This is a genomic window from Providencia sp. Marseille-Q8014 (assembly GCF_965112055.1).
In genome coordinates this window covers 3,589,872-3,603,229 of the sequence record NZ_CBCOPT010000001.1, presented here as the reverse complement: position 1 = coordinate 3,603,229, position 13,358 = coordinate 3,589,872, and the positions used below count along the sequence as shown (strand labels likewise).

Annotated in this window: 11 protein-coding genes; 5 read left to right on the top strand and 6 right to left on the bottom strand. The window is 43.0% G+C overall.

Annotated features, from left to right (window positions below):
* Positions 1-313: 313 nt before the first annotated feature.
* From frdD to frdA, 4 genes are read right to left on the bottom strand one after another with little or no spacing between them, the layout of a single operon-like run.
* Positions 314-667 (bottom strand): fumarate reductase subunit FrdD, encoded by a 354-nt coding sequence (gene frdD, locus ACWPW6_RS16025; RefSeq protein WP_004925804.1) that lies wholly within the window; start codon positions 665-667, stop codon positions 314-316.
* A 15-nt stretch (positions 668-682) separates the two neighbouring features.
* Positions 683-1,078: a fumarate reductase subunit FrdC gene (gene frdC, locus ACWPW6_RS16020; protein WP_004925800.1), complete on the bottom strand. Its 396-nt coding sequence runs from the start codon at positions 1,076-1,078 to the stop codon at positions 683-685.
* 14 nt (positions 1,079-1,092) lie between these two features.
* Positions 1,093-1,827 (bottom strand): succinate dehydrogenase/fumarate reductase iron-sulfur subunit, encoded by a 735-nt coding sequence (locus tag ACWPW6_RS16015; RefSeq protein WP_154624539.1) that lies wholly within the window; start codon positions 1,825-1,827, stop codon positions 1,093-1,095.
* The gene (gene frdA, locus ACWPW6_RS16010) at positions 1,820-3,616 is read right to left on the bottom strand and encodes a fumarate reductase (quinol) flavoprotein subunit (protein ID WP_163863066.1); all 1,797 of its coding nucleotides are present in this window, start codon (positions 3,614-3,616) and stop codon (positions 1,820-1,822) included. Before frdA ends, ACWPW6_RS16015 begins: the two co-directional genes overlap by 8 nt.
* Positions 3,617-4,415: 799 nt before the next feature.
* On the opposite strand from frdA, the gene epmA reads away from it, so the two are divergent.
* Positions 4,416-5,393 (top strand): elongation factor P--(R)-beta-lysine ligase, encoded by a 978-nt coding sequence (epmA, locus tag ACWPW6_RS16005; protein ID WP_163863651.1) that lies wholly within the window; start codon positions 4,416-4,418, stop codon positions 5,391-5,393.
* A 212-nt stretch (positions 5,394-5,605) separates the two neighbouring features.
* Here the strand turns inward: epmA and glpQ are convergent, their stop codons facing one another.
* Entirely contained in the window at positions 5,606-6,682 is a 1,077-nt protein-coding gene (glpQ, locus tag ACWPW6_RS16000; protein ID WP_154622036.1) for a glycerophosphodiester phosphodiesterase, read from the bottom strand.
* A gap of 99 nt (positions 6,683-6,781) precedes the next feature.
* Positions 6,782-8,131 (bottom strand): glycerol-3-phosphate transporter, encoded by a 1,350-nt coding sequence (glpT, locus tag ACWPW6_RS15995; RefSeq protein ID WP_163863061.1) that lies wholly within the window; start codon positions 8,129-8,131, stop codon positions 6,782-6,784.
* Between the two features lie 432 nt (positions 8,132-8,563).
* Here glpT and glpA point away from each other — a divergent pair, with 432 nt between their 5' ends.
* From glpA to ACWPW6_RS15975, 4 genes are all read left to right on the top strand, one after another.
* A complete protein-coding gene (gene glpA / locus ACWPW6_RS15990) occupies positions 8,564-10,219 on the top strand; it encodes an anaerobic glycerol-3-phosphate dehydrogenase subunit A (RefSeq protein WP_196713647.1) in 1,656 nt (551 codons plus the stop codon).
* Positions 10,209-11,504 carry a glycerol-3-phosphate dehydrogenase subunit GlpB gene (gene glpB, locus ACWPW6_RS15985; protein WP_154622033.1) on the top strand — a complete coding sequence of 432 codons (1,296 nt, stop codon included), beginning with the start codon at positions 10,209-10,211 and terminating at the stop codon, positions 11,502-11,504. The genes glpA and glpB overlap by 11 nt, the downstream gene beginning before the upstream one ends.
* The gene (gene glpC / locus ACWPW6_RS15980) at positions 11,501-12,694 is read left to right on the top strand and encodes an anaerobic glycerol-3-phosphate dehydrogenase subunit GlpC (protein WP_249999360.1); all 1,194 of its coding nucleotides are present in this window, start codon (positions 11,501-11,503) and stop codon (positions 12,692-12,694) included. The genes glpB and glpC overlap by 4 nt, the downstream gene beginning before the upstream one ends.
* A gap of 130 nt (positions 12,695-12,824) precedes the next feature.
* Positions 12,825-13,343 carry a GNAT family N-acetyltransferase gene (locus tag ACWPW6_RS15975; RefSeq protein WP_154622031.1) on the top strand — a complete coding sequence of 173 codons (519 nt, stop codon included), beginning with the start codon at positions 12,825-12,827 and terminating at the stop codon, positions 13,341-13,343.
* The last annotated feature ends 15 nt before the right edge of the window (positions 13,344-13,358 follow it).

Sequence of the window (13,358 nt, the reverse complement as noted above, 5' to 3'; positions counted from 1 at the left end):
CTAAAAAGCGAATAGAGTTTAGTCATCTCCTCAGTCATAGAAGCTGCCATTAACGCAAGGGAAATGCGCTATCTAATTGATTAATGTGTAATACAGGGACTACCAAATCTAGCCCGGATGACGTCATTAACGTCATCGCCATGTCATAACCGCAGATGGATTGATAGGAAATGAAATCGTAGCCTTGATCAAGAGGCTGCCATGACAGTCGTCTTAGAGCTGCTTAATAACGTGGAAATAGTAAGGGAGATGAGAGGCAATATCATGAAAAATCCCTCATAGCGGTGAGGCATATGAGGGATCAGTAACGCGGTTACAGAGCAATGACACCAATAATAGCGATCACGCTAATAATCGCCGCACCACCATAAAATACCCATTTTGATGCTGGGACATGCACTTTAAAGTCGTGCAGTGTGTGGTGAATACGGTGCATAGCACACCATACTGGTAGAATTATCATGAGCAGTAAGAAAATACGCCCGATAAAACTTTGGCAGAATGCGACAATACGCTCATAGCTTAGCATTTCAGGTGCAACACCTAATGGGATTAATATTCCCAAGAGAATGATGATAGCAGGTCCAACAATGGCACTCCACATACCACCGGCACCAAATAATCCCCAGAAAACTGGTTCATCGGAACGTTTAGGCGTTAGATTCATCAGATCCTCCGTTGATTAAAATAGCAGTGCGATTGCTAAAATCGCTGCCGTCACTAAGATCGTTAATGCCCAAAAACCTTTAACAATCGGTTCTTGTGACATTTTCTTATCACCAACGATAATACTGACGGCTTTTGGCGCTAGATTAAACCATGTTGTGGTATGAAGTAGCGTCGCAGCCAGTGTAATAATGTTGATAATAATGACGATTGGATTACTTAAAAATCCAACAAAGCTTGCCCAAGATTCTGGACCACCTTTTAAGGCGAATACGCCGAATAACACTAAAAGGCTAAACCATAGCTGAAGAACGGAGGTACTTTCACGTACGATGTAAAAGCGGTAGAAACCTAACTTTTGCCACCAGTCGCCCTTCATTTCCCTTACATAGGGTTTACGTTTTGTAGTCATGACTTCAATTCTCCTTATCGTGGCTTCAGCATGGCGATAATAAAGTCTTGCGCGCTGGCTGCTTTCGCTTGCTGGATTGCAGCTGCTGGGTCAACATGCTTAGGACAGACTTCAGAGCAGTAGCCTACAAATGTACAGCTCCAGACACCATCATCACCATTCAATAATGGCATGCGTTCTTTTGCTCCGTGGTCACGGTTATCTAAGTTGTAGCGCTCAGCCAAGGTAATTGCAGCAGGACCAACAAACTCAGGATTCAAACCAAACTGTGGGCAGGCGGCATAGCAGAGACCACAGTTGATACAGCCTGAAAATTGATGATATTTCGCCATTTGAGCTGGAGTTTGCTTATTTGGCCCTTCAGAAGGTTTGCGATCATTCCCAATAATATAAGGTTTGATCGCTTCTAAGCGCTCAATAAAGTGAGTCATATCAACCACCAAATCACGTTCGATCGGGAAGTTGCCTAATGGCTCAACTTTTAGACCATTGGGGTAGTCACGTAGGAAGGTTTTACAGGCCAGTTTTGGCACTTTATCAACCATCATCCCGCAAGAACCACAAATTGCCATACGGCAAGACCAACGATAAGAGAGGTCAGGTGCAAGGTTATCTTTGATATAACCTAAAGCGTCCAGCAATGAGGTTTGCTCATCATAAGGGACATCATATGCCACTAAATGGGGTTCATTATCCGTTTCAGGATTGTAGCGCATGATCTCCATTTTTAAGTGTTTCATATCATCCATTAGCTTGCTCCTTCTTTGCCTTATCTTGAGCTTCAGCTTCTGCACCATAAACACGTTTTGCTGGCTGAGATTTAGTAATCTTCACATCACTGTATTCGAGGCGAGGTGCGCCTTCTGGGTTATAGAATGCCAATGTGTGTTTTAGGAAATTCACATCATCACGCTCTGTACAGCCTTCATCAAGACGTTGGTGTGCACCACGCGATTCTTTACGATTAAAGGCGGAGTGTGCCATACATTCGGCAACATCTAAACCAAACCCAAGTTCAATAGTGTAAAGTAGATCGGTGTTGAACACGCTGCTATGGTCGGTAATTTCGACATGTTTAAAGCGTTCTTTCAATTCCGCAATTTTATCAACGGTTTTCTGCATGAGTTCAGGTGTACGGTAAATACCACAACCTTCTTCCATTGAGATTCCCATCTCATCGCGGATTTTCGACCAGCTTTCTTTACCTTTTTGGTTGAGAAGCTTGTTCAGATTATCTTCGATATCGCGAGTGCGTGCTTCAATCGCATTTGCGTTAGCAGGCGTGGCTTCTGCTGCATGTTTAGCCGCTTGTTCACCCGCTAGGCGGCCGAAGACAACAAGCTCAGCTAATGAGTTAGAACCTAAACGGTTGGCTCCGTGCAGACCTACAGATGAACACTCACCAACAGCGAACAAGCCTTTGATGCGTGTTTCACAGTTTTGATCTGTTTCGATACCCCCCATTGTGTAGTGAGCAGTAGGGCGAACAGGAATGGGGTCAGTAACGGGGTCCACACCCACATACGCTTTTGCTAGCTCACAAATAAACGGTAGACGCTCATGCAGCTTTTCAGCGCCAAGGTGACGTAAGTCTAGATACACAACGTCACCACGATGGGTGCTAATGGTGCGTCCTGCACGCCATTCGTGCCAGAAAGCTTGCGAAACTTTGTCACGAGGACCGAGTTCCATATATTTGTTTTCAGGTTTACCGAGCGGTGTTTCTGGTCCCATGCCGTAATCTTGTAGATAACGGTAGCCATCTTTATTAACAAGGATACCACCTTCACCACGGCAGCCTTCAGTCATTAGGATACCCGATCCAGGAAGACCCGTTGGGTGATATTGAACAAACTCCATATCCCGTAGAGGGACGCCATGGCGGAATGCCATACCCATACCATCACCTGTTACGATACCACCGTTAGTGTTGTAGCGATAAACGCGCCCAGCACCGCCTGTAGCCATGATGATAGAGTTAGCTCGGATTTGAACTTTTGTACCTTCCATCATATTGAGGGCAACAAGACCACGGACTTGGCCTTCGTCAACAATGATGTCGAGAACAAAATGTTCATCAAAGCGTTGGATTTGAGGGTATTTAAGCGATGTCTGGAACAGGGTATGAAGCATATGGAAGCCAGTTTTATCGGCAGCGAACCAAGTGCGCTCAATTTTCATACCGCCAAAACGACGAACGTTAACTGAACCATCTGGTTTACGGCTCCATGGGCATCCCCATAGTTCCAACTGAGTCATTTCTGTCGGACAGTGTTCGACAAAGTATTCGACGACATCCTGCTCACACAGCCAGTCACCGCCGGCAACCGTATCATTAAAATGATAGTCATAGGAGTCATGGGCCTGAGTCACTGCGGCTGATCCCCCCTCTGCGGCCACAGTGTGACTACGCATTGGGTAAACTTTTGAGATCAGAGCAATCTTGATATTGGGATTTGCTTCTGCGGCAGCTATCGCTGCACGTAAGCCTGCGCCCCCGGCCCCGATAATCGCTAGATCGGCATTGAAGGTTTGCACTGCGCTTCTCCATTGTTCAAGTGTAAATTAATAAATTCTTTTAAATACTTTTGATGCTTAGCTATCTGCTTGTTTGCATCACGTTGAGTGATACCGCACAAACTCTCTTTTTTAATAGTAAATAATATAATAGCTAATAATGACTTATCATGCTGTGAATTATAGCGAATAGTCCTCAGGATAAATTTGATATAGAGGGGGGTTTTAGGCGATTTCCACTATAAAATGTGATCTGTACCAAGTTTTTATTAATTGTTTTTTCATGAGCGGCATTTTAAGTTTGATGAGTCCTAAAAAAACGACAATTCAAATGATTACCATTATTTTTAACGTCAGTTTCAGGATTTAAATCTACTTTAAAGATCGCGTATTTCCTGTCGTAAAGCGAATAATAACAAAAATTTTATTGAATCAACTTATTCATCCCGAATATTCGATAGCAAATAAAATCGGTAATATCTGAAGCGCTATTTGCGCATTTTTATTGTCTGAAATACTCATTTATTTGATTAAGTTTAACGAAGAGTATTGATAACATGGCCTTAACATTACATTAGAAATAATCATGATTTTTCTTTTTTGTGCAGCTGGTTAGATGCGGTATAAAACGATCGTTACTCAATCGTGTTGGCTGAAGAATAAGCGACGCTATTTTGCTCACTTTGTTACATTTCAGTCTGTTCGTGGATGATTATGATAGCAGCGGATACCTCAATTGCATTTGATTCGTGTTAATGCATTGTTTGTCGCGCAAGAGGTGAGTAAACTGCACGACTATGTTTATTTTGGAGTGATGTTAATGAGTGAAGTAGTGGACTGGCAGCCAAGTGCACCTGTCGCGAATCTGTTAAAGCGAGCAAAAATCGTCTCTGAGATTAGACGTTTTTTTACGGAGCGCTGTGTACTTGAGGTTGAAACTCCGGCGATGAGTCAGGCGACCATCACGGATATTCACCTTGTCCCTTTTAATACCCGTTTTGTGGGACCCGGTGCTGCACAAGGGTTAGATCTCTATTTGATGACCAGCCCTGAATACCATATGAAGCGCTTATTGGCTGCGGGGAGTGGACCTATCTATCAGCTCTGCCGTAGTTTCCGTAATGAAGAAGCTGGCAGGCATCATAATCCTGAATTCACGATGCTTGAATGGTATCGTCCACATTATGATATGTATCGCCTTATCAATGAAGTTGATGATCTGCTACAGCAAATACTGGATTGTGACAGTGCGGAATTATTGTCTTATCAGCAAGCATTTTTGCGTCATCTCGACATTGATCCCCTTTCAGCAGAAAAAAGTGAATTGAGGGAAGTTGCTGCTCGTTTGGATCTGAGTAATGTCGCCGAACAAGAAGAAGATAAAGATACCCTATTGCAGTTACTGTTTACGATGGGGGTTGAACCTCATATTGGTAAAGAAAAACCCGTTGTGGTTTATCACTTCCCAGCCACTCAGGCTTCTTTAGCTGAAATCAGCACTGAAGATCATCGTGTTGCAGAACGCTTTGAGGTTTACTTTAAAGGGATGGAGTTAGCAAACGGCTTTCGTGAATTAACGGATGCGAATGAGCAACGCCAGCGTTTTGAACAAGATAATCGTCGGCGTGCTGCTATGGGGCTACCCGTGCATCCTATTGATGAACGTTTATTAGCGGCGTTAACTCATGGATTACCGGAATGTTCGGGAGTGGCATTAGGGGTTGATCGCCTAATTATGATTGCATTAGATGCAGAAAGAATCAGTGATGTGATTGCTTTTCCTGTGACTATCGCTTAATGATGATAGATTGCAGCCGTTTGGCTGCAATCGGAGGTTGTTGACAAAGTGGGATAAAAGCGTGGTTTTCCCCACTTTGTGTTATCAGCCGAAAATCAATAAATTGATTTTCCTCGTTTATTTTCAAAACCTATTTGACTTGCCGCCAAATATAATAGGTTTGTCAGCAGTCTGAGATTGCAGCCGTTTGGCTGCAATCGGCTTTCTAGGGATTATGGATGCTGTTTCTGTTTTTGGAGAAACTGCACACCTAGGTCAGGGAAATCGGTAAATACACCATCTACATCAGCTTGATTGTAGATAATATCAAAGAGTTGTTGACCATCTTTAGCGTATTTCGGAAGCTTATCGACTCGAATAGTGTAAGGATGTACCGCCATATTGTTGGCATGGGCATCTTTTACCATACCCGTTAGCTTAATATTGTCAGGGGTTGAATCTTCACTGACTAACATATGGTAGTCAGGGCCAATCCCATCGGCATATTGAGCGACTTCTTTCATTGAGCCGGGTTTAAACATCCAATCGTAGCTATAATTAACCCAAGTACCATCTGGTTTTTGTTCTTGCGTTTCGTTCCAATCCGTATAGGCAATTAACTGGACAAGCTTTAAATCCATACCCATTTCTGGCATTAAGGTATTTTTGATGCGTTTTAGTTCGTTAGCATCAAAGCACTGAAGGTAAACATTTGAGTTTTTATCGGTATAGCCATACTGTTTCAAGACTTCGAGTGTTTTTTTCGTAATATCTTTGCCCTCTTGTTGGTGGAACCAAGGGGCTTTGATTTCAGGATAGATACCAATGTTTTTTCCTGTTGATTTATTCAATCCCTGAATAAATTCAATTTCTTCTTGGAAAGTATGAACTCGAAAATCTGATTTTCCCATAGGGAAGCGGTTTGGGTAGCTCTGAACCTGTTTACCATCAACAATATCAAAACCTTCAGTGAATTTTAATGATTTGATTTCATCGAGCGTAAAGTCAATGGCGTAATAGCGGCCATCTTTGCGAGCGCGGTTGGGAAAACGCTCAGCGACGTCCGTGACGCGGTCAAGGTAATGGTCATGAAGTACCACTAACTCATTGTCTTTGGTCATCACCAAATCTTGCTCAAGAAAGTCAGCACCCTGTGCATAAGCCATCGCTTTTGCTGGTAACGTGTGTTCGGGTAAGTAGCCACTTGCGCCACGGTGCGCGATAACGACCTTTTCAGTTGCTTGTGCCACTGCTGAAACTGACATCACTAAAACCATACTTGCCACCAACGTTTTTAATGGGAAGTGCATGATTGTATCTCCTTGTCACTTTTTTGGTAAAAAAAGGGCTATATCGTTTTTTGATATAGCCCAGAGCTTAGTGCACTAACGTGAATCTTTAATGAAGTGTTAGTTCATTTTCGCTAATTCACGTTTGTGTTTAGATTCGCTAACCATCACAATAAACAGTAGTACGACAGCAAGTGCAGAACCACCAATCATGACAGCAAAGCCACCATCCCAACCGAAGTAGTCGACGGTATAACCAACGATAGCACTCGCGGCAACAGAACCACCAAGGTAACCAAATAGCCCAGTAAAGCCAGCCGCAGTACCTGCCGCTTTTTTCGGTGCAAGCTCAAGAGCATGTAGACCAATCAACATTACAGGACCGTAAATTAAGAAGCCGATGATGAGCATACAAGCCATATCAACATTTGGGTTACCAGCAGGGTTCATCCAGAAGACAATGGTGGCAATCGTCACGAGAATCATGAAGAACACACCCGTTGCCCCACGATTACCGCGGAACACTTTGTCCGACATCCAACCACAGAGCAATGTACCTGGAATACCTGCATATTCGTATAGGAAATAAGCCCAAGAGGATTTATCCATAGCGAAGTGTTTTACTTCACGTAGATAGGTAGGTGACCAATCAAGTACACCGTAACGTAGTAAGTAAACGAAGACGTTAGCAATCGCGATCATCCATAAAAGTTTGTTCGGGAACACATACTTCATGAAGATTTCTTTTGCTGTTAACTCTTGCTCATCTGACTCTTTGTAGTCAGGTGGGTAGTCGTTTTTGTATTCCTCGATTGGTGGTAAACCACATGATTGTGGTGTATCACGCATTAAAGCGAAAGCAATAATCGCAACCAGAATCGCCGCGAATGCAGGCATATACAGCGCCGCTTTCCAATCATTAAACCATGCCATACCGAGCATGAATAGGAGAGGAGGGATACCGCCACCTACGTTATGAGCACAGTTCCAAACCGAAACGATCCCACCACGTTCTTTTTGTGACCACCAGTGCACCATAGTCCGACCACAAGGAGGCCAACCCATCCCTTGGAACCAACCACATAAGAATAGCAACACGAACATAATCATGATGCTAGACGTTGCCCATGGCACAAAGCCCATGATAAGCATTACGGCTGCGGCAAGGATCAGACCGGCGGGTAAGAATACTCGCGGGTTAGAGCGGTCTGATACTGACCCCATAATAAATTTAGAGAAACCGTACGCGATAGAGATCCCTGACAATGCAAAACCCAGATCCCCTTTGGAAAAGCCTTGCTCAACAAGGTAAGGCATCGCTAATGCGAAGTTTTTTCTTACCAAGTAATACGCTGCATAACCAAAGAAAATTCCCATGAAGATTTGCCAGCGCAGTCGACGATAGACTGGATCTACCTTCTCTGCTGGCAACCTCGGGGCATGAGGTGCTGGTTTAAAAATGCTTAACATATAGCCTCCGATGGCATGCTAATAGTTATTACCTCTCACCTTCTATATCTCATGCGAGATAAAGGGTATTGAGTATTTTTTATGGATAGAATGACAAAAACGAAAGTATTCGAGTTTCATATCGAGCAATTTCTTTCATAAGTGCTCTTATGATAGTCATAAAAAAACATTTTATCTGTAATCTACTGCACAAATATTTGTTTTATTTATGGGTGGCATAGTTAATGTTATTTACGAACGAAAAGAAACCATCTTTAGATGATTTATTGTGATTTGCGTCACGAATTTTGGCTTTTTATTACCTATTTTGACTTAATTGTTTTCGTTTTTGTTCCTTATCAAACATCGAGCACGTTTCTTGTCTATATTTAGTTATAGATTATAAAAATAGACCATACTAAAAGTAATGTTGATTAATGTGAGGAATGCGACATGAATGGCTCATCTGTGACTGAAACGGATGTCATCATTATTGGTGGTGGCGCAACAGGTGCAGGTGTTGCTCGTGACTGCGCCCGCCGAGGCTTAAAAGCGGTTTTACTCGAAAGGCATGATATTGCAACAGGCGCAACAGGACGCAACCACGGTTTGTTACATAGCGGTGCTCGCTATGCCGTCACGGACGGAGAATCGGCACGAGAGTGTATTGAAGAAAATAAGATACTAAAACGTATTGCTCATCATTGTATTGAAAAAACCGATGGTTTATTCATTACCTTGCCTGAAGATTCACTTGAATATCAACAACAATTCATTCAAGCCTGCCAAGCGGCGGGCATTGATGCTAATGCGATTGATCCCGCAGAAGCAATTCGTCTAGAGCCTTCAGTGAACCCACAATTAATAGGTGCGGTACGTGTACCCGATGGCACTGTAGACCCTTTTCGGTTAACGGCTGCAAATATGTTAGACGCACGGGAGCATGGTGCTAAAGTGCTTACCTATCATGAAGTTATTGGTTTGATTCGTGATGGCGATAAAGTACGCGGTGTGACAGTTTATGATCACCAAGCTAAACAACAATATGATATTTATGCCGAAATAGTCGTCAATGCAGGGGGGATCTGGGGACAAAAAATCGCTGAATATGCAGATTTGAGAGTTAAAATGTTCCCTGCAAAAGGGGCTTTGCTCATTCTTGGTCATCGATTAAATAACATGGTTATTAATCGCTGTCGTAAGCCTGCGGATGCGGATATTTTGGTACCGGGTGACACCATTTCATTGATTGGTACTACCTCAACGCATATTGAATATGATCAAATTGATAATATGTATGTGACACCGGAAGAGGTCGATATTTTGATCCGCGAAGGTTCAATGCTCTCACCGGCATTAGCGAAAACACGCATATTGCGCGCTTATGCGGGGGTTAGGCCATTAGTTGCCAGCGATGATGATCCTTCTGGTCGTAATGTGAGTCGCGGTATTGTGTTGTTGGACCATGCGAAACGTGATGGCCTTGAAAACTTTATCACAATTACTGGTGGTAAATTAATGACTTACCGGTTAATGGCTGAGTGGGCGACAGATAAAGTTTGTGAGAAATTAGGTCATACGGCGAAATGTACAACCGCGGATGCCCCTTTACCAGGGTCACAGCATAGTGCAGAAGAAGCGTTGCGTAATGTTGTTTCCATTCCAGCGCCGATTCGCGGCTCGGCAGTATACCGCCATGGGGATCGCGCATCTGCGATACTGAGCACCAATCGGTTGGATAAAAGCCTCGTGTGCGAATGTGAAGCCGTCACTGCTGGAGAGGTTCGTTACGCCGTAAACTCATTAACAGTCAATAATCTACTTGATTTAAGACGGCGTACTCGTGTTGGGATGGGAACTTGTCAAGGTGAGCTATGTGCTTGCCGAGCCGCGGGTCTTTTAAATCGTTTTAATGTGACGACTCCGCATGAAACCGAGCAGCAATTAGGACACTTCCTGAATGAACGTTGGAAAGGGGTGAGGCCTATTGCTTGGGGCGATGCTCTGCGAGAGAGCGAATTTACGAGCTGGGTTTACCATGGACTCTGTGGCATGAATGAAAAAACCTTGGGTAACACACCTGAGAAGGAGGCTGATAATGAAATATGATGCAGTCGTAATGGGCGGAGGCCTTGCTGGCTTGATGTGTGGTATCCGTTTAACACAATCGGGTTTATCTTGCGCCATCGTCAGTGCAGGACAAAATGCATTACATTTTTCTTCAGGCTCTTTGGATTTATTAACCCACCTTCCAGATGGACAAGTTGTCGAAAAGCCGTTGGATGCGCTAGATAAACTGAGTGAACAGTCACCAGAGCACCCATATAGCCGCCTTGGTAAATTGTCTGTGATTAAGCTAACGCATCTTGCTGAAGCATTATTGCAGCAAAGTGGCATGAAGCTACGAGGATCCAGTGATGAAAATCATTATCGTATAACACCATTAGGGCATAAGCGCCTCACTTGGTTAAGCCCTGAATCTGTTCCGACAGCGGCGCTGCATAGCAAAATGAATATGGGTAACATCGCAGTGGTCGGTATAGAGGGTTTTTTAGATTTTCAACCTCAGATGGTCTCGGATGAATTACAACGGGAAGGTTTCAATGCGAGCCCTTATTATGTGCATTTGCCATTGCTTGATAGGCTCAGAGAAAACCCCAGCGAATTTAGGGCGATCAACGTGGCGCGTTGGCTAGATAGGCCTGAAAATATGGCAGAGATAGTAGCCGAAATTAAGCCATTAATTACCGATGCAGAGACTATTTTTATGCCTGCTTGTATAGGGTTAGACACCGAGCAGCCCTTATTGGAGCTACAAAAACAGCTAGGCAAGCCGATCTATTTATTACCTACATTACCTCCGTCATTACTTGGTATTCGATTACATGAAACGCTATTACGTCAGTTTCGCCGCCAAGGTGGGATCGTGATGCCTGGAGATAAAGTGACGTCAGTGAATTGTATTGGATCACGAATTGAATCAGTAACGACACGTAATCATGGCGATATTTCACTGAAAGCCTCACAATTTGTGTTAGCGACAGGGAGCTTTTTTAATAACGGGCTTGTTGCTGAGTTTGATCGCGTCTATGAGCCATTAATGCATCTTGATTTGTGTCATATACCTGAACGTGCTCAATGGACCAATAAAGCGTTTTTTGCTTCGCAGCCTTATATGACATTTGGTGTTCAGACAGATGAACAATTACGAGCGAAAAAAGATGGCCAAACGATCGAAAACTTGTATGTCGCTGGTGCAGTCTTAGGTGGTTTTGACCCATTAACAGAAGGTTGTGGAGCAGGGGTTTCACTCATTAGTGGGTTACATGCTGCGGGTGAAATTATGCGTTATTTTGAAAGACAAAGAGCCATGCAGGCGGAGGTGGCGCAATGAGTATTCAGGATGCGAGTTTTGAAAGTTGTATTAAATGTACTGTTTGCACAACCTATTGTCCTGTTGCTAAGGTTAATCCTCTGTATCCCGGTCCAAAACAGGCAGGTCCAGATGGAGAGCGTTTACGTTTAAAAGACCCCATGCTGTATGATGAGGCATTAAAATACTGCACGAACTGTAAGCGTTGTGAAGTTGCATGCCCATCCGATGTTAAAATCGGTGATATTATTGCGCGTGCGCGTAACACTTACAGCCAGCAAAAAACAAAATTGCGTGATGCTATTCTCAGCCATACCGATTTAATGGGCTCTTTATCGACACCTTTTGCACCGGTAGTCAATACCATTACAGGTTTGAAGCCTGTTCGCCAAATTCTAGATAAAGCGTTAAAAATCGATCATCGCCGTGAATTACCAAAATATTCGTTCGGTACATTCCGTCGTTGGTATGCAAAACAAGCGGCTGAACAACAGAAATTCCCAGAGCAGGTCGCTTTTTTTCATGGTTGTTATGTCAACTATAACCATCCACAGTTAGGTAAAGATTTAATCCACGTGTTTAATGCCATGGGAATTGGGGTTCAATTACTCAAACGTGAAAAATGCTGTGGTGTGGCGTTAATTGCCAATGGGTTTATGAAACAAGCTAAGCGTCAAGCGAACGTTAACTTAGAGTCATTACAAGAAACGATCCTTGAGAATCATATCCCTGTTGTTGCAACGTCATCGACTTGCACTTTCACACTTCGTGATGAATATACACATGTTTTAGATGTCGATACCTCTCAAATGCGCGATAACATTGAGCTAGCTACTCGTTATATTTATCGCTTATTGGAGCAAGGACGTGAATTGAAGCTTAAACAGACACCATTAAAAGTGGCGTATCACACACCTTGTCACATGGAAAAAATGGGGTGGACATCTTATACATTGGAATTGATTAAACGTGTCCCCGGTGTTGAATTAATTGTGCTTGATTCACAATGCTGTGGTATCGCAGGCACATATGGCTTTAAAAAAGAAAATTATGAGGTTTCTCAAGGGATTGGTGCGGGACTATTCCGTCAAATTGAAGAAAGTGGGGCGGATATGGTGATCACGGATTGTGAAACCTGTAAGTGGCAGATAGAGATGTCAACCAGTAAAAAATGTGAGCACCCGATTAGTTTATTAGCCAAAGCATTATAGCCAATATTATAAATGACTTAGTTAACCCGTTTGGGAGAGAGATGACCGTCTGTCTCCCTTTTTTATGTCTTTTGTTCTCTGCCAATGGTCGTTTATAGTTACGCCGTGGCTTGATGACGATGGATATTACATGTTCGATACGAGTATTACTTTCAAACTTAGAAAACTGACCCTAGAAGATAAAGAGTTCTTTTTCCAACTCTATACTAACCTTGATGTTCTACGTTTTGTTTCTAATCCAAAAACCGAAAAAGACATTCTGGCCGCTTTTGAAAGCCGTTTACCTGAATGGAACTTATCTTCAGAGCATTGGTTATGCTTGGTTATTGAAGATACTCAGACCTATCAAGCAATGGGGTTGATCGGTATTTGCTTGTCATTAGAACAGCAGCAATATGTTGGTGAAATTGGCTATTTGATTGATCCTACTTTTGCGGGGAAAGGAATCGCTACACAAGCACTGAAAATGCTGTTGGCATCACCAGAATATGCACAGATCCGTTCATTTATAGCGATAGTGACTGAAGGAAACGTGGCTTCAGAAAAAGTGTTGCTGAAGAATGGTTTTTTCAAACAGAAAGTCATTACAGAAAATTATGAAATTAATGGAGTTATTTATGATGATATCTGTTATGCATTAAATCGATAAAATGACACGTTGGTG

Coding starts and splice junctions, on each gene's coding strand:
- glpQ (WP_154622036.1), bottom strand. CDS start 6,682: ATGCACTTCCCATTAAAAACGTTGGTGGCAAGTATGGTTTTAGTGATG.
- glpC (WP_249999360.1), top strand. CDS start 11,501: ATGAGTATTCAGGATGCGAGTTTTGAAAGTTGTATTAAATGTACTGTT.
- glpA (WP_196713647.1), top strand. CDS start 8,564: ATGAATGGCTCATCTGTGACTGAAACGGATGTCATCATTATTGGTGGT.
- ACWPW6_RS15975 (WP_154622031.1), top strand. CDS start 12,825: ATGTTCGATACGAGTATTACTTTCAAACTTAGAAAACTGACCCTAGAA.
- frdD (WP_004925804.1), bottom strand. CDS start 667: ATGAATCTAACGCCTAAACGTTCCGATGAACCAGTTTTCTGGGGATTA.
- glpT (WP_163863061.1), bottom strand. CDS start 8,131: ATGTTAAGCATTTTTAAACCAGCACCTCATGCCCCGAGGTTGCCAGCA.
- epmA (WP_163863651.1), top strand. CDS start 4,416: ATGAGTGAAGTAGTGGACTGGCAGCCAAGTGCACCTGTCGCGAATCTG.
- frdC (WP_004925800.1), bottom strand. CDS start 1,078: ATGACTACAAAACGTAAACCCTATGTAAGGGAAATGAAGGGCGACTGG.
- glpB (WP_154622033.1), top strand. CDS start 10,209: ATGAAATATGATGCAGTCGTAATGGGCGGAGGCCTTGCTGGCTTGATG.
- ACWPW6_RS16015 (WP_154624539.1), bottom strand. CDS start 1,827: ATGGATGATATGAAACACTTAAAAATGGAGATCATGCGCTACAATCCT.